At 73.0% G+C, this 22268-nt stretch carries 9 protein-coding genes and 1 pseudogene; 2 read left to right on the top strand and 8 right to left on the bottom strand.

The window, feature by feature from the left end:
• Positions 1-100 precede the first annotated feature (100 nt).
• Positions 101-1180: a 4-hydroxyphenylpyruvate dioxygenase gene (gene hppD, locus AC5P09_RS36105; protein WP_493877931.1), complete on the top strand. Its 1080-nt coding sequence runs from the start codon at positions 101-103 to the stop codon at positions 1178-1180.
• Positions 1167-2315, top strand: a complete 1149-nt coding sequence (locus AC5P09_RS36100) for an alpha-hydroxy acid oxidase (protein ID WP_493877930.1) — start codon at positions 1167-1169, stop codon at positions 2313-2315. The genes hppD and AC5P09_RS36100 overlap by 14 nt, the downstream gene beginning before the upstream one ends.
• Before the next feature lie 241 nt (positions 2316-2556).
• On the opposite strand, the gene AC5P09_RS36095 is transcribed toward AC5P09_RS36100, so the two are convergent.
• The 8 genes and pseudogenes from AC5P09_RS36095 to AC5P09_RS36060 all read right to left on the bottom strand — a co-directional run bounded on the left by AC5P09_RS36095 (position 2557) and on the right by AC5P09_RS36060 (position 22198).
• Positions 2557-2790: a ferredoxin gene (locus tag AC5P09_RS36095; protein ID WP_493877929.1), complete on the bottom strand. Its 234-nt coding sequence runs from the start codon at positions 2788-2790 to the stop codon at positions 2557-2559.
• A gap of 25 nt (positions 2791-2815) precedes the next feature.
• Entirely contained in the window at positions 2816-4099 is a 1284-nt protein-coding gene (locus AC5P09_RS36090) for a cytochrome P450 (protein ID WP_493877928.1), read from the bottom strand.
• Positions 4100-4113: 14 nt separating this feature from the next.
• Positions 4114-5307, bottom strand: a complete 1194-nt coding sequence (locus AC5P09_RS36085; protein ID WP_493877927.1) for a cytochrome P450 — start codon at positions 5305-5307, stop codon at positions 4114-4116.
• Positions 5308-5325: 18 nt separating this feature from the next.
• Positions 5326-6810, bottom strand: coding sequence for a tryptophan 7-halogenase (locus AC5P09_RS36080; protein ID WP_493877968.1), 1485 nt, complete (start codon positions 6808-6810; stop codon positions 5326-5328).
• A gap of 37 nt (positions 6811-6847) precedes the next feature.
• The gene (locus AC5P09_RS36075; RefSeq protein WP_493877926.1) at positions 6848-8125 is read right to left on the bottom strand and encodes a cation:proton antiporter; all 1278 of its coding nucleotides are present in this window, start codon (positions 8123-8125) and stop codon (positions 6848-6850) included.
• Between the two features lie 28 nt (positions 8126-8153).
• The gene (locus tag AC5P09_RS36070) at positions 8154-8375 is read right to left on the bottom strand and encodes an MbtH family protein (protein ID WP_493877925.1); all 222 of its coding nucleotides are present in this window, start codon (positions 8373-8375) and stop codon (positions 8154-8156) included.
• A gap of 115 nt (positions 8376-8490) precedes the next feature.
• Positions 8491-14946: pseudogene (locus AC5P09_RS36065) on the bottom strand (amino acid adenylation domain-containing protein); the annotation flags it as partial.
• Positions 14947-15013: 67 nt separating this feature from the next.
• Entirely contained in the window at positions 15014-22198 is a 7185-nt protein-coding gene (locus tag AC5P09_RS36060; RefSeq protein WP_493877924.1) for an amino acid adenylation domain-containing protein, read from the bottom strand.
• Positions 22199-22268: the final 70 nt, after the last annotated feature.

The following is a 22268-nucleotide window of genomic DNA, read 5'->3' as shown; positions in this document are numbered from 1 at the left end:
GACTTTGACAAGTGCGGTATTCGTGAATCGAGTTGTACGGTTGTGCCGCAAATCCCGATCCTTCTTCGACCCAGGGACCGTCATGAATGATCGAGCGAGCATGAATCAGCCCATCAGTCACTACACGATCGACTATGTCGAGTTGTATGCGGAAGACCTTGAGGAAGCGGCCCGGGGCTGGCAGGACGCATACGGTTTTTCAGTGGCCGGCGAGAGCACATCCGCCGATCATCACAGCCTCGCGCTCCGGCACGGTGGGATCACCCTGGTCCTGACGACCCCGCTGAGCGACCGGCACCCCGCGTCCGCGTATCTCCCGGCGCACGGCGACGGCGTCGCCGACATCGCCCTGCGCACCAAGGACGCGGGCGCCGCGTTCGCCTCCGCCGTGGCCGCGGGTGCCCGTGCGCTGCGCCGGCCGGAGCGGCACTCCGGGGACGGGCCGCGCGCGACGGCGCTCATCGGCAGCTTCGGGGACGTCGTCCACACACTGGTGGAGCGCGAGCCCGGAGCGCCGGGCGGCCTCCCGGCGGGGTTCACACCCGTCGCCGGTGAACAGCCCTCCTGGGCCGGCGAGGTGGGGCTGCTGGAGATCGACCACTTCGCGGTCTGCCTTCCCGCCGGAGACCTCGACACAACCGTGCGGTTCTACCGCAACGCCCTCGGCTTCAGCAAGATCTTCGAGGAGCGGATCGTCGTCGGCACGCAGGCCATGGAGTCGAAGGTCGTACAGAGCCCGAACAGCGCGGTGACCCTCACTCTCATCGAACCCGACACCAAGGCCGAGCCGGGGCAGATCGACGACTTCCTGAAGAACCACGACGGGGCCGGCATCCAGCACATCGCCTTCTCCAGCGACAACGCCGTGCGCTCGGTCCGTGCGCTGCGCGACCGCGGCGTCCGCTTCCTGAAGACGCCGGGCGCCTACTACGACCTGCTCGACGGCCGTATCGAGCCGGCGACGCACACCATCGACACGCTGCGCGAGGCGCAGTTGCTCGCGGACGAGGACCACGGCGGTCAGCTGTTCCAGATCTTCACCTCCTCCACGCACCCCAAGCGCACGCTGTTCTTCGAGATCATCGAGCGGCAGGGCGCGGGCACGTTCGGCAGCGCCAACATCAAGGCGCTGTACGAGGCGGTGGAGCTGGAGAAGTCCGGCGGGCATGGCCTTCGGTGACAGCGGCCGGGGCGCGGCGGCGGTCCCGCTCGACATGGACGACGTCGAGCGGAGCGCCGCCGCGGCCCTGCCGCACGACGTGTGGGACTTCATCGCCGGAGGCAGCGGCCGGGAGCTGTCGCTCGCGGCCAACCGGGCGGCGTTCGACGGTGTGTTCGTGCGCCCCCGGATCCTCAACGACGTGTCCACGTGCGGCACTGGCGCGACGCTGCTCGGGCGGGCGGTGCGGATGCCGGTCGCGGTCGGGCCGGTGGCGTACCACCGACTGGTCCATCCCGAGGGCGAGTTGGCGACCGCCCGGGCCGCGAAGGCGGCGGATGTGCCGTTCACCGTGGCCACGCTGAGCAGTGTGCCGGTGGAGGAGGTCACGGCGGTCGGCGGCTCGGTGTGGTTCCAGCTGTACTGGCTGCGTGACACCGAGCGCACGCTGGATCTGGTCCGCAGGGCGGAGGCCGCCGGCTGCGAGGCGATCGTGCTCACCGTCGACGTGCCGTGGATGGGCCGCCGGCTGCGTGATGTCCGCAATGCATTCGCTCTGCCGGACCACGTACGCGCGGTCCATCTGGGCGGCGGGCCCTCCACGGCACAGCGGGCCGGCGCCGGAGCGTCGGCGGTGGCCGTGCACACGGCGGAGACCTTCTCCCGGTCCCTGACCTGGTCGTCCGTGGAGCGACTGCGCACGTGCACCCGGCTGCCGATCGTGCTCAAGGGTGTTCTGGCCCCCGAGGACGCGCGGCGCGCGGTGGAGCACGGTGTCGACGCCCTGGTGGTCTCCAACCACGGTGGCCGCCAACTGGACGGCGCGATGACCGCCGTGGACGCGCTGCCCGACGTGGTGGAATCCGTCGGCGGCGCCTGCGAGATCCTCCTGGACGGCGGGGTGCGCAGCGGCACGGACGTGCTCAAGGCCCTCGCTCTCGGCGCGTCGGGCGTGCTGGTGGGCCGCCCCCCGGTCTGGGGTCTGGCGGCCGGCGGCGAGGACGGCGTCCGGTACGTGCTGGAACTCCTGGCCGGCGAACTGACGGACGCGTTGGGGCTGGCTGGGTGCACGGGGGTCGCCGAAGCACGAAGGCTGCAGACGCTGGTGGCGCCGGGCGGCGGGAGCCGGCGGAACACCGGCTCCCACAGCGTGTAGCCCGTGGCGCGTGGCGAGCGTGCCCGGCACCCGCCGGGCACCCACCGCGCACCACCGGCGCCGGTACCGCCAAGAGGTCGTACGAGAGGCGCACGAGAAATCGGTGGCACAGGGCGGCCGTCCGCATCAAGGGAGTGCGCCGACATCTGACACACCGACACGGCGGTGCCCGGCACCATGTGTGTGCCGGGCACCGCCGTGCTGCTGCACGCCCCCCTCTGCCGACCCGCGCGTCGGCGGCTCAACGACGGGTCTCGGGAGCCTCGTCCGCCGGCGCCGGTTCCTGGTCGTGCACCGTGATGGCACGTCCCGGGCAGCGCCAGACGACCGACCGCACGGCCGCGGCGAGTTCCACGGCCGGTGCGGCGTTGTTGACGACGCCCATGCCCTCGTCGTCCTGGTCGAAGACCTGGGGCGCGAACATCGCGCAGACGCCGCCGCTCACACACCTGTCGCGGTCGATCCGGATCTCCATCGGTCTGCCGTCTCCTTTCCGCCGGTCACCAGGCGACCGGCAGCCGGTGCACCCCGTGGGCGAGCGCACGGTTGTAGAAGCGCACCTCCTCGGCGGGCACGGCGAGCCGCAGGTGGGGGAAACGCCGCCACAGCGCCTTGTAGGCGATACGCAGCTCGGTGCGGGCCAGCGCGGCGCCCAGGCAGTGGTGCACCCCGTGCCCGAACGCGACATGGGCGACCGGCTCGCGGGCGAGGTCGAGCCGGTCCGGTCCGTCGGTGAGGGCCGGGTCGCGGTTGGCCATGGTGAGCGAGCAGATGACGGTCTCACCCGCCCTGATCACCTGGTCGCCGATCTGCACGTCGTGCACGGCGGTGCGCGGGGTGGGCGCGTTCGCCACCGACATGTAGCGGATCAGCTCGTCCAGGGCCCGGTCGGAGGCGAGCCGGCCACCGTCGCCCTTGCCCGGGCCCTTGCCCGGACCCTTGCCCGGACCGGAGACCCTGCCCCCGCCGTCGCGTTCGCCGAGCAGCAGCGGCAGCTGGTCCGGGTTCTCCAGCATCGCCAGGACACCGAGGCCGATCATGCCCTCGATGTTGTCGATGCCGGCGAGGATCAGCAGCACGCACACGCCGCGCATCTCGTCGTCGGTGAAGTGGTCGCCGTGCTCGCGTACCAGTGCGCCGATGAACCCGTCGTCGGGATCCTCGCGCTGCCGCGCCACCATCGACACCAGGTAGCGCGAGAACGCGGCGCCGTCGGCCGCCCGCACCTTGCGGCTGCGGGAGAAGTCCAGATGCCGGTGGCAGTGGCGCAGGAACTCGGGCCGGTCGTCGCGCGGCACGCCGATCAGCTCGCACAGCACCTCACCCGGCATGGGCTGGGCGAACAGCGGCATCAGATCGGCGCCCGGCCCGGCGGCCTCGACGGTGTCCAGGTGCTCCTCGACGATCACCTCGATGTTCGACTCCAGCCGGCGCAGCCGCCGGACGGTGAACTCGGGGGTGAGCATCTGACGCAGCCGGGTGTGCTCCGGCGGGTCGTAGTCCATCAGATGCCCCACCAGCTCTGGGGGACGCCAGTTCGGTCCATCGGCGCCCCACCGGCGGCGGGTACTGAAGTTGGTGTGATCGCCCAGGATCCGGCGTACCTCGGCGTAGCCGGTGGCGAGCCAGACCCATTCGTCGGACTCGTTCGGGCCGATGACGTACCGGCTCAGGGGAGCCGCGGTACGCAGGTCGTCCGCCGGGTCGAACCGGGTGCGCCGGGTGTAGAGCAGTTCGGGGTACGCCTGTGCCTGGGGCGGTTGCTGTCGGGTCTGCTGCGGCATGTTCCGTTGTCCTCCTACCAGGCCACCGGCAGCGCGTCCACGGAGTAGTTCCGCGAGGACGGCATCCGGAACCTGATCTCCTCGTGCGGGACGGCGAGCCGCAGGTCCGGGAAGCGCCGCAGCAACGCCAGGTAGGCGGTGCGCAGTTGCATCCGGGCCAGCGGGGCGCCGAGGCAGTGGTGCACGCCGTGGCCGAACGCCATGTGCGGCGCCGGTTCACGGGTGATGTCGAAGCCGTCCTTGGCGTCGCCGCCGGGTGCGGTGACGCGGTTCGCCGCGAAGGCGGAGCAGATGACCCGCTCCCCCTTCGGCACCACCTGTCCGCCGAGCGGCACGTCCTCAAGCGCGGTACGCGGCGAGAGGGTGGGGATCACCGAGACGTAGCGCAGCAGTTCCTCCACCGCGCGGTCGATCAGCCCAGGCTCCCTCCGCAGCCTGGCCATCTGTTCGGGGTGCTCGAGGAGCGCGAGCGTGCCGAGCCCCAGCATGCTGGCGACGTTCTCGATGCCGGCGGAGGTCAGTGACGCGGCCAGGCCCTCCAGTTCCTCGTCGGTGATCTCGTCGCCGTACTCGCGGACCAGCATGCCCAGCAGGTCGTCGCCGGGGTCGCGGCGCCGGCGTGCGGTGAGCTGCTGGAAGTAGGCGCGGAAGGCCCGGCCGGCCGCCATCTGGCGGGCCCGGCCACGGCCGTCGTCGCGGGTGATGTCGAGTTGCCGGGACAGCTCCGCCCGGTCGTCCTGCGGGACGCCCAGCAGTTCGCATGCGGTCTGTCCCGGAATCTGCCAGGCGAAGTGGTACATGAGGTCGGCCGGCGCCCCCACCTGTTCCATCGCGTCGAGGCACTCCTCGACAACGGCGTCGATCCGCGGCTGGAGCCGCCTGAGGCGCCGCATGGTGAACTCGGGGTTGAGCATCTTGCGCAGCCGGGTGTGCTCCGGCGGGTCGTAGTGCAGGAGGTTGCCGATGTTCTGGAGCCGGCGGGACTGCGCCTCGGTGTCGGCGGGCGGGAGCATGGTGAACCGGTGATGGTCGCTGAGCACCTCGCGGGACTCGTCGCTGCCGGTGACCAGCCAGCCCACGACCTGGCTGGAGGGCCCGCCGTGCAGTTCGGTGCGCAGCACCGGGCACTCGGCGCGCAGCGCGACCAGCTCCGGGACCGGGTCGAACCGGTCCCGGCGGCTGTACACGGGGACGTCACGGGAGGCCATGGCCGTCTCTCGCCTCCCTCAGCCGGTCGTGGCCGGCAGCCAGTACAGGCCGTCCGCGGAGCAGACCAGACCGCCGGGGAACATGGGCGCCTCGGGCTCGGCGTCCTCGCCGAGCAGCGCCCGCATCTGCACCTGGCCCGCCTCCTGCATGGCGTTGCGCACCACGGAGGAGCTGAACAGCGGCACGGAACTGCCGTCCTCGCTGACGGCGAGCTTCTCCACGGCGGTGGCGAACTCGTCGGACTTGTCCGCCAGCCGCTCGCTCAGCGCCCCCGCGTTCACCAGGCCCTGCTCGCCGGAGGAGACACCGCCGATCAGCTCGACGAACGCCTGGAGTTCCGTCTCACTGTTCGCGGTGACCTTCTTGGCCTGCCAGAAGTAGGAGTTCTCGTCCCGGTGCATCTCGTAGAAGGAGACGAGGAACTCGTAGAAGACGCCGTACTCGCGCCGGTAGCGGGCCTCGAACTCCCGCATCGCGGCGTCCTCGTCGACCTTGCCCTCCAGAACGCTGTTGAGGGAGCGGGCGGCGAGCAGCGAGCTGTAGGTGGCCAGGTGCACGCCGGAGGAGAAGACCGGGTCGACGAAGCAGGCGGAGTCACCGACGAGCATCATGCCGGGCCGGGTGAAGGTGGTGTGGTGGTACGAGTAGTCCTTGCGGACCCGGATCTCGCCGTACTGGCCCTCGGTGACGCGGGTGGCGTCGGAGAGGTAGTCGGCGATCATCGGGCACTCGTCGATCAGCGCCCGCAGCGCCTTCTCCGGGTCGCCCTGGATCTTCTCGGCCATCTCCCGCCGTACGACGGCGCCGACGCTGGTCAGGGTGTCGCTGAGCGGGATGTACCAGAACCAGCCGCTCTCGAAGGCCACGCAGAGGATGTTGAAGCGGTTGGGCTCGGGCATCCGCTTGCCGTTCTCGAAGTAGCCGAAGAGGGCGAGGCTGCGGAAGAACTCGGAGTATTCGCGGGTGCCACCGACCTTGTTGTACAGCCGGCTCTTGTTGCCGGAGGCGTCGACGACGTACTGGGCGCGTATCTCGCGCTCGTTGCCGTCGGGGTCGGTGTAGGTGAGGCCGCGGACCCGCTCGCCGTCCTCGATGACCTCGCGCACCGAGCAGCCCTCGCGGACGTCGGCACCCTGCTTGCGGGCGTTCTTCAGCAGGATGTCGTCGAACTTGGACCGCTCGACCTGGTAGGCCACGGAGGTCGGGCCCGCCATACGGGGCGAGACGGAGAAGGCGAAGGTCCAGGGCTCGGGCCGGGCGCCCCAGCGGAAGGTGCCGCCGCGCTTGAGCGGGAAGCCCGCCTTGGCGAGGTCGTCCGCGGCGCCGGAGAGCCGGCACACGCCGTGAATGGTGGACGGCAGCAGCGATTCACCGATCTGGTAGCGAGGGAAGTTCTCCTTTTCGAGTACGACGACCCGGTGTCCTTGTTTGGCGACGAGTGCGGCGAGGGTGGAACCGGCGGGTCCGCCGCCGACGACGGCCACGTCGAATTCTTCGGTCACTGCTGCCACAGCCAACTCCCTGTCGGTGTCTGCTTTCTCATTGAGCCTGAATTCGTCCGGCGAGTTCGTCAACCCGTCCAATTCCCTTGGCCGGACGCTCTTTTCGGTCGATCAAGGTCAGCAACGGCCCGGTCATGAAGGTGGTGACAAGAGCCATGAGGACGAGCACCGTGAAAAGTCCGGGGCCTATCACCCCCGCTTCGAGCGCCACGTTGAGCACGATCAGTTCGGTGAGGCCGCGGGTGTTCACCAGCGCGGCCACCCGCGCCGACTGACGGGGGTCGAGTCCGGTGAACCGGCACGCCGCGTACGCCGGGCCGAGCTTGCCGACGACGGCGATGCCCAGGATCAGCGCCAACAGCACCAGCCCGTCGGCGTCGAGCGTGCCGACGTCGAACTTCAGCCCGGTGGTGACGAAGAACAGCGGCAGGAGCAGCCCCGCGGTCTGCTCCATAGGCTGCAGCACCTCGGCGTCGGGGACCTCGTTGCGGCGAGGCATGATCAGCCCCGCGAGGAAGCCGCCGAACACCGGGTGCAGCCCCAGCTCGGACGTCACCCAGGCGCTGCCCAGGGCGAGCCCGAGTGCCAACGGAACCGGGCTGAGCAGCCATGACTCCGAGCGCCGCAGCAGCCGGTCGAGCAAGGGCCGCACGACGAGGAACATGACCGCGCCGAACAGCACGATCAGCGCCAGCGCCGTCAGCCACGACGGCCCCGAGGAGTGCCCGGTGCCGGCGAACGCGGCGGCCAGCACCAGCCAGGCGGCCACGTCCATGAGCCCGGCCGCGGTGGTGGCCACAGTGCCGGTGGGCGTGCCCGCCATGCCGCGCTCACGGACGATCGCCACCAGCACCGGCAGTGCGGTCACCGAGCAGGCCACCGCCATGAACAGCACGAAGGTCCGCCCGCCGGCGTCCGGTTGGACCGCGGTGAACGCCCCGTCGAGGAGGCTCACCGCGCCGGTGCTGAGCCCGGCCGGGACCAGCACCGACAGCACGGCCACCGCGAGCACGGACCGGCCACCGCTGCGCAGGTGCCGGTAGTTGATCTCGTATCCGGCCAGGAACATGAAGATCACGACGGCGACCTGGGAGAGCACCGCCAGAAACGGCAGTACCTCCGGCGGGAAGAGCGTCTTCGTCGGATCGCCCGGCAACCGGCCGAGCAGGGTGGGGCCGAGGGCGATACCCGCCGCGATCTGCCCGATCACGGTCGGCTGTCCCAGTCGGCGAGCCAGCGCGCCCAGCAGCCAGGAGGCGACGACGATGAGCGCGACGTCCCCGATGACCACAGCGGTCACCTGTTCGGTGTCCACCCGTCTCCTTCCGTCCGTGTGCCGCCGTTCAGGCCGTTGCGGCGCCCTCTGTCCGGGCGATGAGGCTCTTGGGCCGCATGTCGGTCCAGTGCTGCTCGACGAATTCCAGGCATTCCGCCCGGCTCGCCTCGCCGAACGCGGTGCTCCAGCCCTGCGGAACCTCCGCGAACACCGGCCAGAGCGAGTGCTGGCCCTCGTCGTTGACGAGCACGAGGAAGGTGCCGTTCTCGTTGTCGAAAGGGTTCGTCATGGTGTCATCCGCCTTCTGTTCCGGTGTTGTTCTCGGTGCGGTCGAATGTCGGGTTCTGTGGATTTCTCGGGTGCCGTCGGTCTTTCGGGCGCGGCCTGTTTCCAGTCGCGGTCGGTCATTCGGAAACGGTGGGTTTTTCGGAGGCCGTGAGTTTTTCGGTGAGGATGCGGCCCACCGGCGGAAGGTTTGCGGGGTGGAGCATCCGGTAGTGGTCGACCGGGATCTCGTGGGCCTCGACGGTGCCGCCGGTCAACGGCTCCCAGCCGGCCTTGGCCCGGGAGGCGGGCAGTTCCTCCGGGCGGTCGTGGGCGGCGATGAACAGCAGGACGTCACCGCCGAAGCGCCGTGGGGTGTGGCCGGGCGCGAACCGGGCCATGTTGCCCAGCACCTGCTGCATCCGCGACAGCACCCGGTCGCCCAGATTGCCGCGCGCGTCGACACCCGCCGACACCTCGATCTCCTGCTCCATCAGTGTCGACTCCTGCTGCTCGCGGGAGGTCCCGCGGTCCCGGGAGACCGACTTCCCGGCGCTGCTGGGGTAGGCGTCGAGCAGCGCGAGCAGTTCCACCTCCTCGCCCAGTTCCTCCAACCGGCTGGCCATCGCCTGGGCGATCATGCCGCCGAAGGACCAGCCGAGCAGGTGGTAGGGGCCTTCGGGCTGAACCGTGCGGATCTCGTCGACGTAGTCGGCGGCCATCCCCTCGATGCTGCGCGGCAGTTCCTCGGGCCCGGCGAGCCCGCGTGCCTGTACGCCGTAGACCGGCAGGTCGGCCGGCAGATACGGCACCAGCGCCGCGTACGACCAGCTCAGGCCCATGCTCGGGTGCAGGCAGAACAGCGGCGGCCGGCTGCCCTCGGGACGCAGCGGCAGCAGTACGCCCAGTTCGCCGTCGGCCCGGCCCACCGGCCTGGCGGCCTGCGAGACGCGCCGGTCGCGCAGCGACAACACGCCCTCGCCGTCGCGCCTGGCCCGCTTGCCGGTCCGCAGCATCCGGCCGCCGGGCCGGTACGGGTCGGCGACGAACCGCTCGGCGCTCGGCGCGGGCCTTTCCGCGTATCCCCGTGCGAGTGTGCCGCCCGCCACGTACAGATCCCCCTCAACACCGGTGGGTACCGGGCGCAGCCGGTCGTCCAGGACGTAGGCGAGGGTGTGCGGGAGGGGCCGTCCCGCCGGGAGTCCGGAGGCGGGCGGGTGCTCGCCGGGGCCGAGCCGTGCCTCCAGCCAGGCGCCGCCGGTCTCGGGCAGGGCGTGGCCGGTGACACGGGTGGTGGCCGCGGGGATCCGGTGTGGCTCCTCGTCGACGACGAGGATCTCCGTGTACGGCGCTGAGTCCGTGGCCTGTTCGGCGAGCAGGGCGCCGGTGGTGACCAGGAGGCCGGCGCCCTGCCGGTCGGCGGAGGGCGTGCCGAAGCGCACGGTGCCGCCGGCGCTCAGGGTGGCGAGCAGCGGGGTGATCAGGGACGCGCCCGGGACGCGGGTGTCCAGCAGGGTCACCCCGGACACGGGCGAGGTGAGCGCGCGGTGCGCGACGCGGGCGGCGAGCGTGCGGTGCTCGACGACCGCGTGGGAGCCGTCCCCGGCCGGTGCGGGGAGCAGCAGGGCGGGGTGACCGGGGAGGGCGGGCCGCGGGGCGGCGTCCCCGGCGGGGGTGTCGTCGGCGTCGGTGAGCAGTACGGGGGTGCCCTGCGCCGACGCCCAGGAGCCGGCGCCGGCCGCGGTGGTGACCACGCCGGCGGGACGGACCTCCCCCAGGGCCCGCTCCGAGCCGGAGACCAGCCGGAGCGCGGCACCGGACCGCAGCACTGCGAGAATCGCGCCGACCAGTCCGGCGCCCGCGGGCCGGTCCACGACGACGGTGTCCTCGGCGCCGATCCCGCGCACCGCGAGCCGCCGCGCCAGTGTCCGCGCCGCCGCGTCCAGTTCGGCGTACGTGACGGGTCCGGACTCGTCCGCCACCGCGACCGCGTCGGGCGTGGCGACTGCCTGCGCGGCCAGCGCCTCGACGACCGTCGTCTCGGGCGGCTCGGTGCCGGCCCGGTCGCCGAGCTCCGGGGCCGCCCGCCGCTCGGTGTCGTCCAGCAGCAGGTCGACGTCGCCGACCCGCAGGTCCGGATCGTCGGCGACCTGTTCCAGGACCCGGACCAGGCGCGCGGCCAGTGTGACCGCGGTGTCCCGGTCGAACAGGTCGGTGGCGTACCGCAGTTCGCCCGTCAGGCCACCGGGGGCGCCGTCGAAGTCCTCGGTCTGGTCGAAGCGGAGGGACAGGTCGAACTCCATGGCGTCGGTGCCGAGGTCGACGGGGCTGGTGCTCAGACCCGGCAGCTGCCAGGCGTCCCACGGGTCCTCGCCCTCGTCGCGGACGTCGAGGGCGATCTGGAAGACGGGGTGACGGTCGGGTGTGGGCGGCAGGCCGAGGGCCTCCAGCAGTCGGGCGAAGGGCACGTCCTGGCGGCGTCGGGCCTCGCGGCCCGCGGCGTGCGCCCGGCCGAGCAGTTCGGCGAAGGTGGGGTCGCCGGAGAGGTCCGTGCGCAGCGCGAGGGGCCGCTCGAAGGCGCCGATCAGTCCTTCCAGCTCGACCTCGTCGTCACTGCGCGGCAGCACGGTGCCGACGGTGACGTCGTCGGTCGCGCCGAGCCTGCCGAGCAGCAGCGCGAGCGCCGCCTGGACCACGGTGAACGCGGAGGCCCCCGACGGTTGGGCCGCCGCGGTGAGCCGGGCGTGTGTCTCGGCACCCAGCCGGACCGGCACGGACCCTGCCCGGCGGGTGGGCAGCACCGGACGGGCGCGGTCCGCGGGCAACTCCAGGGCCTCCGGGGGGCCTTCCAGGGCGCCGCGCCAGTATTGGATCTCGTCCCAGGCCAGGGCCTCGCGGTCCTGCTCACCGCTCAGCAGTTCTCGCTCCCACAGCGCGTAGTCGGCGAACTGCAGCGGCAGCGGCGCCCGTTCGGGGGCGCGGCCCCGGCGCCGGGCACCGTAGGCCGCGGCCAGGTCGCGCATCAGCACACCGGTCGACTGCGCATCCGCGGCGATGCGGTGCACGAGCAGGTGCAGGACGTGGTCGGTGTCGGAGAGGGCGAACAGCGTGTGGGTCCAGGGCACTTCGCGGGTGAGGTCGAAGCTGTGGGCCGTCGCCCGCCCCAGCAGTGCGGGCAGTTCCTCCTCGCGGGCCTCGGCGAGCCGCAACGCGGGCCGCCCGGCCTCCGGTTCCAGCACCTGTTGGCGCACCGAGCGGCCCGCGCCGGGGAAGGTGGTGCGCAGGATCTCGTGCCGGTCGGAGACATCGCCCAGCGCCGCCGTCAGCGCGTCCCGGTCGAGGGCGCCACGCACCCGCAGCGCGAGCGCGTGGTGCGCGGGCGCGTGGTGCGCGGGCGCGTGGTGCGCGGGCGCGTGGTGCGCGGGCGCGGCCTCGCCGTCGCCGGCGAGCCGGTCCAGCAGCCAGGTGCGCAGTTGGCCCGCGGTCACGGGCAGCGGGTCCGGACGGTCCTCGACGGGCCGGAGCACGGGCCGGACCTTGGTGGCGAGCGCCCGTGCCACACCGGCCGGGGTGGGCGCCGAGAACAGTTGCCGGATGGGCAGGTCGACGCCGAGTTCCTCACGGATCCGGCGGGCGAGGCGCATGCCGAGGCCGGAATCGCCGCCGAGCTCGAAGAAGTTGTCCTCGGCGCCGACCTCGTCGAGGACAAGAACCTCGGCGAAGAGGGTGCACATGAGCTGCTCGGTCTCGCTCTCCGGGGCGCGTCCGGCGGCCCGGGAGAGGAAGTCGGGGGCGGGCAGCGCCTTGCGGTCGACCTTGCCGTTGGCGGTCACGGGCAGCGTCACCATGGCCATCACCAGCGCCGGGACCATGTACTCCGGCAGCACCTCGGCGACCTGCTCCCGGACGTGTTCGGGGTCGAGGTCCTGCCCGTCGGCGACCACGTAGCCGATCAGCCGCTTCTCACCGGGGCCGTCGTCCCGGACGGCGACGACGGCCTGCCGGACGCCGGGCTGCGCGGCGAGCGCGGCCTCCACCTCGGCCGGTTCCACCCGGAAGCCACGGATCTTGACCTGGGCGTCGGCCCGGCCGACGAAGACGAGTTCGCCGTCGTCCGTCCAGCGCACCAGGTCTCCGGTGCGGTACATCCGCCGCCCGTCCGCGTACGGGTCGGCCACGAACCGCTCGGCGGTCAGGGCGGACCGCCCGGCGTATCCGTGCGCCACCCCCTCACCCGCGATGTACAGCTCGCCGGGCACCCCGACCGGCACGGGCTGGAGGAAGGCGTCCAGGACGTGGACCCGGCGGTTGGCCAGCGGCCGTCCGATCGGCAGCGGGCCGGCGTCGGGCGAGCCGGGTTCGACGAGGTGCCAGGTGGCGCACAGCGTGGTCTCGGTCGGCCCGTACAGATGCCGGATCCGCAGCTCGGGGCAGACCTGCCGCACCCGTCGCACGGCCTGCGGCGGTACGACGTCGCCGCCGGTGAGCACCTCGCGCAGCCCGGTGAAGCACTCCGGCGCCTCCTCGGCGAGCACCCGGAAGGTGCCCGCGGTCAGGTGCAGAGTGGTCACCCCGGCCGCCACCTCCTCGGCGATCCGCAGGGCGTCGGTCACGCCCGGCTCCGCCACCACGACACGGGCCCCGGACACCAGCGGCACCCAGATCTCGAACAGCGAGGCGTCGAAGGAGTGCGGGGCGTGCAGCAGCACCGCGTCGTACGGGTGCACGCCCCAGCCCGCGTCCCCGGCGAGCGCGGCAACCGCGCCGTGCGGCACGGCCACGCCCTTGGGTGTCCCGGTCGAGCCGGAGGTGTACATCACGTACGCGACGTCGTCCGCGGTCACCGGCATCGACGACGGCTGGTCCCCGTCGGCGGCCAGGTCGTCGAGTACGAGCGGCGACACCGGGGTGTCCGCGGGCACGGCGGAACGGGTGGAGCGGGTGCACAGCACGGCGGCAGGCACGCAGTCCTTCAGCAGGAACGTGATCCGCTCGGCCGGGTTGGTCACGTCGACGGGCACGTACGCGGCGCCCGCTCGCCAGATCGCGAGCAGCGCGGTCAGCAGTTCGGCCGAGCGCTCCATGAGGACGGCGACCCGGTCGCCGCGCCCCACGCCGTGCCGCGCCAGGTGGCCCGCCAACCGGGCCGCGGCGGCGTCGAGTTCGGCATACGTCAGGATCCGCTTGCCGTCGACGACGGCGACCGCGTCGGGAGTGCGGGCCGCCTGTGCGGCGAACAGCGCGGGAACCGAACTGCCGGGCACGGCCGCCTCGGTGGCGTTCCACTCGCGCAGCACACGCTCCCGCTCCGGCCCGCCGACCGCGGCGAGCCGCCCGATGGGCACCCGCGGGTCGGCGACGAGTTGTTCCAGCACCCGGATCAGCCGGCCCAGCACCGCCTCGGCGGTGCCGCGGTCGAACAGCTCAAGCTGGTGGTCGAGTTTGACGTGCAGCCGGTCATCACCGGGGGCGACGACCAGCGTGAACGGGTAGTGGGCAGTGTCGCGGGCGAGCTTCGCCGGGCGCATGGACAGGCCCTGTGAGCCGGGCTTGCCGGGTGCGTGCGGGAAGTTCTCGTAGACGACGAGCGTGTCGAAGACCGCGCCGGGGCCGCCGAGGCGCTGCACCTCGGGCAGTCCGAGGTGCTGGTGGGCGATCAGCCCGGCCTGACGCTCCTGGAGGGCGGTCAGCATCTCTACGGCGGGCTGCCGCCCGTCCAGGGGCACCCGCACGGGCAGGGTGTTGATCAGCAGCCCCACCATGGACTCGACGCCGGGCAGTTCGGCGGGCCGGCCGGAGACGGTGGCGCCGAACACTACGTCGGTGCGCCCGGCGAGCTGCGCCAGCACGACCGCCCAGGCGCCCTGCACGACCGTGTTGAGGGTCAGTCCGTGTCCGCGCGCCAGACTCACCAGGCCCGCGGTCAGCTCCTCGGAGAGGTCGGTGAGGACGAAACCGGAGTCGGGCAGGCGGGTGAGGTCGGCGGGCGCGACCAGGGTGGGGTCGTCCAGCCCCGCCAGCTCGGCCCGCCACGCGTCCCGCGCCCGCTGCTTGTCCTGCCGGTTCAGCCAGGCGAGATAGTCACGGTAGGAGGCCGTGGGCGGCAGCCCGGACACGTCGCCGCCGGCCGCGTACAGGGCGGACAGTTCGCTCATCACGACCGGCATCGACCAGCCGTCCATCAGCACGTGGTGGCTGGTGACGACCATCCAGTGCCGGTCCTCGGCGAGTTTGACCAGCGCGATCCGCAGCAGCGGGGCCGCCGCCAGGTCGAACCGCCGGCCCAGCTCCTCGCCGGCCACCCGGTCGGCGGCGGCGGTCGCCTCCTCCTCCGGCAGTGCGCTGACGTCCTCCGCACGCCACGGCAGGGTCACCTCCCGGGCGATGACCTGCACCATCTGGGCGCCGCTGACATGGCGGAAGCAGGCCCGCAGCGCAGCGTGCCGGGTCACCAGCGCCTCCCAGGAGGAGCGCAGCCGGGCGGCGTCCACGGGTCCGTCGAGCGCGAGCACGGCCTGCACGGTGTACACGTCGGGGCCGCCGCGGTCGTCCAGGGCGGCGTGAAAGAGCAGACCCTCCTGGAGCGGGGACAGCGGCCACACGTCTTCGACAAGGGATCGGGGCATCGCGTTACTCCTCACAAAGGCTTGCGGTCGTGTGCTGTCACCTGTCGTCGGCGAGTCCCGCCTCCAGCTCCTCGATCTGGCTCTGTGCGAGGTCCAGGAGGGAGAAGTCGGAGGGGGTGTGGCCGCCGGCGGCGGGGTCGTCGGTGTGGGCGGCGAGGCCGCCGAGCAGCTCGTGCCAGGCTCGGCCGAGCCGTTCGAGCGCGCCGTGGCCGAGAGCGTCGGCCCGGCCGCGGAGTTCGAGGGTCAGTTGGGGTCCGTTCGGCGTGTGCCGCAGCTCGGCGGTGGCGTGCACCGCGTGGGCCGGGGCTCGTGTGGCGGTGGACCGGGCGACGGGCTGCCACGGCTCTGCGAGGTCCGAGGCGTGGCCGTGGTAGCCGAACGCCAGCGTGGGCGGGGAGAGGGCGGCGAGCCGGGGCGCGGTGTCGGGGTTGAGGTGGCGCAGCAGCCCGTACCCCAGGCCGTCGCCCGGCACCGCCCGCGCCTGCTCCTTCACCGTCTTCAGCAGTTCCCCGGCCGCCGCGCCACCGGCCCGTGCCGAGCCGAGGTCGAGTCCGGCGAGATCGACGTGGACGGGGACGTGGTGCGCGAAGCGGCCGACCGTACGGGACGGATCGACCCCGCCGACGGGCTGCCTGCCGGAGATCTCCAGGTCCACCAGCGCACCGGAGGCGGTGCCCTCCTCCACGACGGCGCCCACGAGGGCGGCGAGGACCGCTTCGGACGGCTCGCAGTGGAAGGTCTTCGGGGTGCGGTCGGTGAGAACGGCCGTGACGTCCGGCGTCAACGACCAGGTGGCGCGGGCCTCGGCACCGGCGGCAGTGACCCCCTCGCCGGACCGCAACAGCGCCGCCCAGCCGTCCAGTTCCTCGATCCGCCCCGCCTGCGTCGCCTGCTCGGCGAGCAGGCGTGCCCAGCGCCGGTACGACGTGCTCTCCGGTTCCAGCACGGGTTCCTGTCCGGCGGCCGCGGCCTCGTACGCCGTCCGCAGGTCGGACACCAGGATCCGCCACGACTCCTCGTCCACGACCAGCTCATGGACGACGAGCACCAGCCGGCTCTCCCGGCCCGCGTCCGCCCACACCACGCGCACCAGCACGCCCTGGGCCGGGTCGAGCCGGGACGCGGCGCGCGCCACGGCGTCGTCGAGCCGTCCTGAGGCGTCGACCCGGTCGATCAGCGCGGCCGCGTCCGGCCCTGTCGGCTCGCCCACGACCAGCCCCGAACCGGCGCCTTCGTCGCCGATACGGCAGCGCAGCATCGCGTGGGTGTCGAGCACGGCCGGCAGCGCGCGGGCCAGGGCCGCCTGGTCAAGGCCGGCCGGGACGGTGAGGGCCATCCACTGGGCGGGCACGGTCCCATCGGCCGGCACGGCCCGCATGGCCGCCGTCCACGGCACCTCGCCGGTCGCCGCCTCCTCGGCGGCAGCCGCCTCGGCGAGCAGGGCGAGCCGTTCGGGCGTCTTCTCGACGAAGACCTGCCGGGGAGTGAGCACGACCCCCTCGCGGCGGGCCCGCGAGGCGAGCTGCATGGACGTGATCGAGTCACCGCCGAGCGCGAAGAAGCTGTCGTCGGCGCCCACCCGCTCAAGCCCCAGCACCTCCGCGAACAGGCGGCACAGCAGCGCCTCGGCGGGAGTACGGGGATCCCGTCCGCCCGCGCGGCCGGCGAAGTCGGGAGCGGGCAGCGCACGCCGGTCCAGCTTGCCGTTGGGGGTGAGCGGCAGCCGGTCCATCGGCACGAAGGCGGTCGGGACCATGTAGGCGGGCAGCCGCTGCTCGACGTACTCGCGCACTTCGGCCAGCAGGGCGCCGGTGCCGCGGCCGGCGGCGGGGTCGTTGGTGACGGCCGGCGGCGGCACCGGGGCGGGTGTGTACAGGTCCACCACGGACGCGGACGCCGTGAGTCCGGAGCGCACGAACAGAACGTCCAGCTCGTCCGGCGCGGTCGCCGACCAGGTGACGCCCACCCAGTAGCCGAACCGCTCGCCGAGGTCGTACAGCTCCTCGACGCTCGGGCCGGGCACGGTCTCCTCGGACGCGGGCGGGACTCCCTCGTCGAGGGCGCGGGCCAGCGCGACCTCATGCGCCACACGGGAGTTGGACACGCCGGTCAGCCGCAGCCGGTCGGGGTGCGCGGATTCCAGGTGGTGGGCCAGTGCGGCGAGGTCGCCGGTCTCGGCCCAGGTCAGCCGGGGTGCGTCGGCGACGGTCAGGGTGCTCGCGCCCGTCTTGCGCAGCACCACGTCGTAGCGGTGCCGGCTCAGCTCGTTGTGGTGCCGGGCCCGCTTGACCCGGATGTCGGCACCCGCCGCGTCGGGAAGGTCGGTGCCGAGCGCGGCGAAGAACTCGGGGTCGACCAGAAGCTCCTTCTCGATGGTGAGGTTCTGTTCCACTGCCCGGCGCAGCGTGGAGAGGTCCTGGTCGGCGGCGCGCGCGGTCTCGACGGCGGTCGCGAACGGCCGCAGCAGCCGGTGATTGCGCACATCGCCGACGAACACCGCACCACCGGGCACGACCAGCCGCAGCGCCCAGTCGAGCACGCCCCGCAGATAATGCGCGTCGGGGAAGTACTGCACCACGGAGTTGAGCACGACGGTGTCGAAATGCCCCTCGGGCAACCCGTCGGTCTCGTCCGCGGCCTGCACCCGCAGCCGCACCTTCGCGGCCAGCTCCGGATCCCGCTCGACATGGCGGCGCAGCTCCTCGACGACCGGCGCGGAGAAGTCCGTGCCCCAGTACTCCTCACAGTCCTTGGCCAGTCGGGACAGCAGCAGTCCGGTTCCGACGCCGATCTCCAGCACGCGGCGGGGCCGCAGCGCGCGGATCCGCTCCACGGTCCGTTCCCGCCACTCCCGCATCTCGGCGAGCGGGATGGGCTGTTGGTCGTAACTGCTGTTCCACCCGGCGAAGTTCTCGCCGAACTCGGCGTCGGTTGGTTCGGCGTGCACGGAGTCGTACAGCACCTGCCACTCGCCGACCTGGTCGCGCGCGATCCGCTCGTCACGGCTGCGGTCGGCGGCGTCGGGCACGACGTATCCGATCAGTTTCCGCTCACCGGGTGTGTCCTCGCGGGCGACGACCGCCGCCTGCGCCACGCCGGGGTGCTCGGCGAGCACGGCCTCGATCTCGCCCGGCTCGACGCGGTGCCCGCGCACCTTGACCTGCGCGTCCACGCGCCCGGCGAAGACCAGCAGCCCGTCAGGGGTCCAGTAGGCCAGGTCGCCGGTGCGGTACATCCGCTCGCCGGGTGCGAACGGGTCGGCCGGGAACCGGGCGGCGGTCAGCCCGGCCCGTCCCAGATAACCGCGCGCCAGGCCGGCGCCCGCGACGTACAACTCGCCGGTGACACCGGGGGGAACCGGCCGCAGGAAGGGGTCGAGGACGTACGTCCGCCCGTTGGCGATGGGCCTGCCGATCGGGACGACGTCCGCTCCCGGGGCCAGCGGCGGACTCATCGACGCGCACACGGTGGTCTCGGTCGGGCCGTACGCGTTGATCATCCGGCGGCTGCCGGCCCAGCGGTCGGCCAGGGCGGGCGGGCACGCCTCACCGGCGACCACCAGCGTCCGCAGGCCGTCGGGGAGTTCGTCCGCGGTGGCCAGCGCGCTCGGCGGCACGGTGACGTGGGTGACGTCCCAGTGGCGCAGCGCCTGAGCCAGCGACACCTGCGGGGGCAGGGTCTCGGCGGGCGCGACGATCGCGGCGGCGCCGGACAGCAACGCCATCAGCAGCTCGGAGATGGCCGCGTCGAAGCCGAGGGAGGCCAGTTGCAGGACGCGCGCGTCCGGTCCGACGGCGAAGCGGTCGATCTGCGCGGCGGCCAGGTTCCCGAGACCGGCGTGCGGGACCACGACCCCCTTCGGGGCGCCGGTGGAGCCGGAGGTGTAGACGACGTACGCGGCCTGCTCCGGCGGCACCGGCACCGCGTCGAGCGGTTGCGCGGGCAGGGCCGTGTCGTCGAGGTCGTCGAGGACGACGATCCGGCCCGGGTAGTCGGCGGGCACGGCGGTCCGGGTCCGTGTGGTGCACAGGAGGACCGGGGGTGCCGCGTCGCAGAGCAGATACGCGATCCGGTCGGAGGGGTGCGAGGGGTCGACGGGTACGAAGGTGCCGCCGGCCCGCGAGACGCCGAGCAGCGCCACGACCATCTCCACCGAGCGCGGCACCAGCAGCGCCACCCGTGTCTCGGCGGCCACGCCGAGGTCACGGACATGGCGCGCCAACCGCCCGGAGGCCCGCTCCAGCTCGGCGTAGGTCACCTCGCGGTCGGCACCGACGACGGCCGTCGCCTGCGGTGTGCGGGCCGCCTGGGCCGCGAAGAGGTCCGGGAGCGAGGCCCGGGTCCGGTTGGGTGTGGCGGTGTCGTTCCACTCCCCCAGTACCAGGGCCCGTTCCGCGGCCCCGGTCACCTCCAGCCGCCCCACCGGGACGGACGGCTCGGTCACCACCTGCTCCAGCACCCGTACCAGGGCGGCGAGCAGTTCCTGAGCGTCGGCGCGCTCGAAGGCGTCGGGCCGGTAGACGAGGTCTCCGCGCACCCGTTCGTTCTCCAGGACCGCGACGAGGGTGAGCGGGTAGTGACCCGCGTCCTGTGGCGTACCGGCGGGGCGGATGGACAGCGCGTCCGGGTCGTCGGAACCGAGCGGCGGGCGCGGATAGTTCTCGTAGACGACGAGGGTGTCGAAGGTGGCGGCGGGCCCGGCCAGCCGCTGGATCTCGGTGAGCCCCAGGTGCTGGTGGGACATCAGCGCCACCTGCCGCTCCTGGAGGTCCGTGAGCATCTCCAGCACCGGCTGCGCGCCGTCGAGACCGACCCGCACCGGCAGGGTGTTGATGAACAGGCCGATCATCGACTCGACACCCGGCAGTTCGGTGGGGCGCCCGGCGACCGTGGTGCCGAACACCACGTCGGTGCGGCCGGTGAGCCGGGCCAGCAGAATCGCCCAGACGCCCTGGAGCAGGGTGTTGAGGGTCAGGCTCCGCCCGCGGCCGAGAGCGACCAGCTTGCGGCCCAGCTCCTCGTCCAGCTCGTACGTCACGCGCTGCGGCTCGGCGGGTGCGGTGATCCGGTCCGCCGGGATCACGAGCGTCGGTTCGTCCACGGGCGCCAGCTCGGCCCGCCAGGCGGCGCGCGCGGCCTCCTTGTCCTGCCGCGACAGCCACTCCAGGTAGGCGCGGTAGGAGGTGGCGGGCGGCAGGGCACGGGGGTTGCCGCCCGCCTCGTAGAGCCGGGCGACCTCGCTCACCATCACCGGCAGCGACCAGCCGTCGGAGGCGATGTGATGGCTGGTGAACGCCAGCCGGTGCCGCCCCTCGGCGATCCGTACCAGCAGGATGCGCAGCAGCGGCGCGGCGGCGAGATCGAAGCGGTGCTCCTGGTCCTCGGCCGCCAGCCGCTCGAACGCCGTCAGCGCCTCGGCCTCGGGCAGGTCGGAGACATCCTCCGCGCGCCACGGGATCTCGACCTCGCGAGCGACGGTCTGGACGAACCGCCCGGTCTCCAGCTGCCGGAAGCCGGCCCGCAGCGTGGCGTGCCGGGCCGCCACGGCCTGCCAGGAGGCCCGCAGCCGTGCCACGTCCAGCGGGCCGGTCAGCTCCAGCCAGCGCTGTCCCTCGTAGACGTCGGGGCCCTGCTCGTCGTACGCGGCGTGGAAGAGGAGCCCTTCCTGGAGCGGCGAGAGCGGCCATACGTCGGCGAGCGCCGGCACCGCGGCATCGATCTCGGTGACCTCCTGCCGGGTGAGCTCGAGCAGCGGGAAGTCGGACGGGGTGTGACCGCCGGCGGCGGGGTCGGTGACGTGGGAGGCGAGACCGTGCAGCGCCGCCAGCCAGGCCCGCCCGAGCGCCTCGGCGTCGGCGGCGTCCAGTACCTCGCCTGCCCAGCTCAGGCTCAGGGTCAGCTCCGGCCCGTCCGGCGTGTCCCGGACGGCGGCGCCCGCCTCGATCACGTGCTTGACGGGTGTGGCGGGGTCGACGGATCCGCCGATGCCGCCCGTGGCCTGCCAGGGCTCGACACCCGTCCGGGTGGGGGCGGCGGATCGGCCGAGGTAGTTGAAACCGACCTGAGGCACGGGAAGTTCGGCCAGCGCGGGCGCGGTCTGCGGATTGAGATGCCGCAGCAGCTCGAAGCCCAGCCCGTCGCCCGGCAGGGAACGCGCCTGTTCCTTCACGGCTTTCAGCAGCACCCCTGCCGCCGGACCCCCGGCCAGCGCCTCCGCGAGGTCGACTCCGGCGGTGTCCAACCGCACGGGCTTGACGCTGGTGAACCAGCCGACCGTACGGGACAGATCCACGCCGTCGAGCGCCTCACGACCGTGGCCCTCGATGTCGAGGAGCACGGCGGTGCCCGTGCCCTCGGTCCGCTCACGCCAGTGGGCGATGCCGCCGGCGAGGGTCGCCAGCAACACCTCGTGGACGCCGCAGTGGAAGGCGATGGGGGCGCGGTTGACCAAGTCCTGGGCCTGTGCGGGCGACAGGGTCCAGGTGGAGCGGCGCACGGTCGACGCGGTGTCCCGCGCCGGGTCGAGCGGCCGGCTGCCGATCCGGGCGTCGCCCTCGCCGAGCAGCGCGGTCCAGGCGGACAGTTCGGCGGTCCGGGTGTCCTTGCGTGCCTCGGCGGCCAGCTTCTCGGCCCAGGCCCGGAAGGAGATCCCGCCGGGCGCCGGCTCCGGTTCCCGCCCGGCGGCCACGGCCTCGCACGCGGCCCGGAGGTCGGTGAGCAGCACTGGCCAGGACACGGCGTCGACGGCCAGGTGGTGCACGGCCAGCACCAGCCGTCCGGTCTCCCGGCCCGCGTCGATCCACACGGCCTGTGCCATGACGGCGGACAGGGGGTCGAGGCGGGCGACCGCGTCGCGGGCGGCACGGTCGGCAAGCGCGTCAAGGCTCTCGGGGGTGCCGACGGTCGCGTTGATCCGGGTGACCAGCCCGGCGGCGTCCACGCTGCCGCGCTCGGCCACGAACAGCCTGGGTTCGGCCCCGGGCTCGACGCGGGAGCGCAGCATGCCGTGCGCGTCGAGTACGGCACCGAGGCCGGCGGCCAGCGTCTCCTCGCCGAGCGCGGGCGGGGCCGCGACCACCGCCCACTGGGCGAGGCCACCCGTCTCCACGGCACCCGGGGCCCGGTCGCGCAGGGCTCGCATCACCGGTGTCCACGGCACCTCGCCGGCGGAGTCGGCCTCGGAGGCCTCGGCCTCGCCGTTGTCGTCCGCGAGCCGTGCCACGGCGGCGAGGGCGGCCGGGGTCTCGCGTTCGAAGACGTCCTGGGCACTGAAGACGATGCCCTTGCGGTTG

The sequence above is a fragment of the Streptomyces sp. a15 genome (genome assembly GCF_059026085.1).
Note: the sequence above shows the minus strand (reverse complement) of the source record. Positions and strands in the feature narration are given on the sequence as shown.

Bases quoted from the DNA above. Each gene is read 5' to 3' on its own strand.
- hppD (WP_493877931.1), top strand. From the start codon at position 101: ATGAATCAGCCCATCAGTCACTACACGATCGACTATGTCGAGTTGTAT.
- AC5P09_RS36100 (WP_493877930.1), top strand. From the start codon at position 1,167: ATGGCCTTCGGTGACAGCGGCCGGGGCGCGGCGGCGGTCCCGCTCGAC.
- AC5P09_RS36095 (WP_493877929.1), bottom strand. From the start codon at position 2,790: ATGGAGATCCGGATCGACCGCGACAGGTGTGTGAGCGGCGGCGTCTGC.
- AC5P09_RS36090 (WP_493877928.1), bottom strand. From the start codon at position 4,099: ATGCCGCAGCAGACCCGACAGCAACCGCCCCAGGCACAGGCGTACCCC.
- AC5P09_RS36085 (WP_493877927.1), bottom strand. From the start codon at position 5,307: ATGGCCTCCCGTGACGTCCCCGTGTACAGCCGCCGGGACCGGTTCGAC.
- AC5P09_RS36070 (WP_493877925.1), bottom strand. From the start codon at position 8,375: ATGACGAACCCTTTCGACAACGAGAACGGCACCTTCCTCGTGCTCGTC.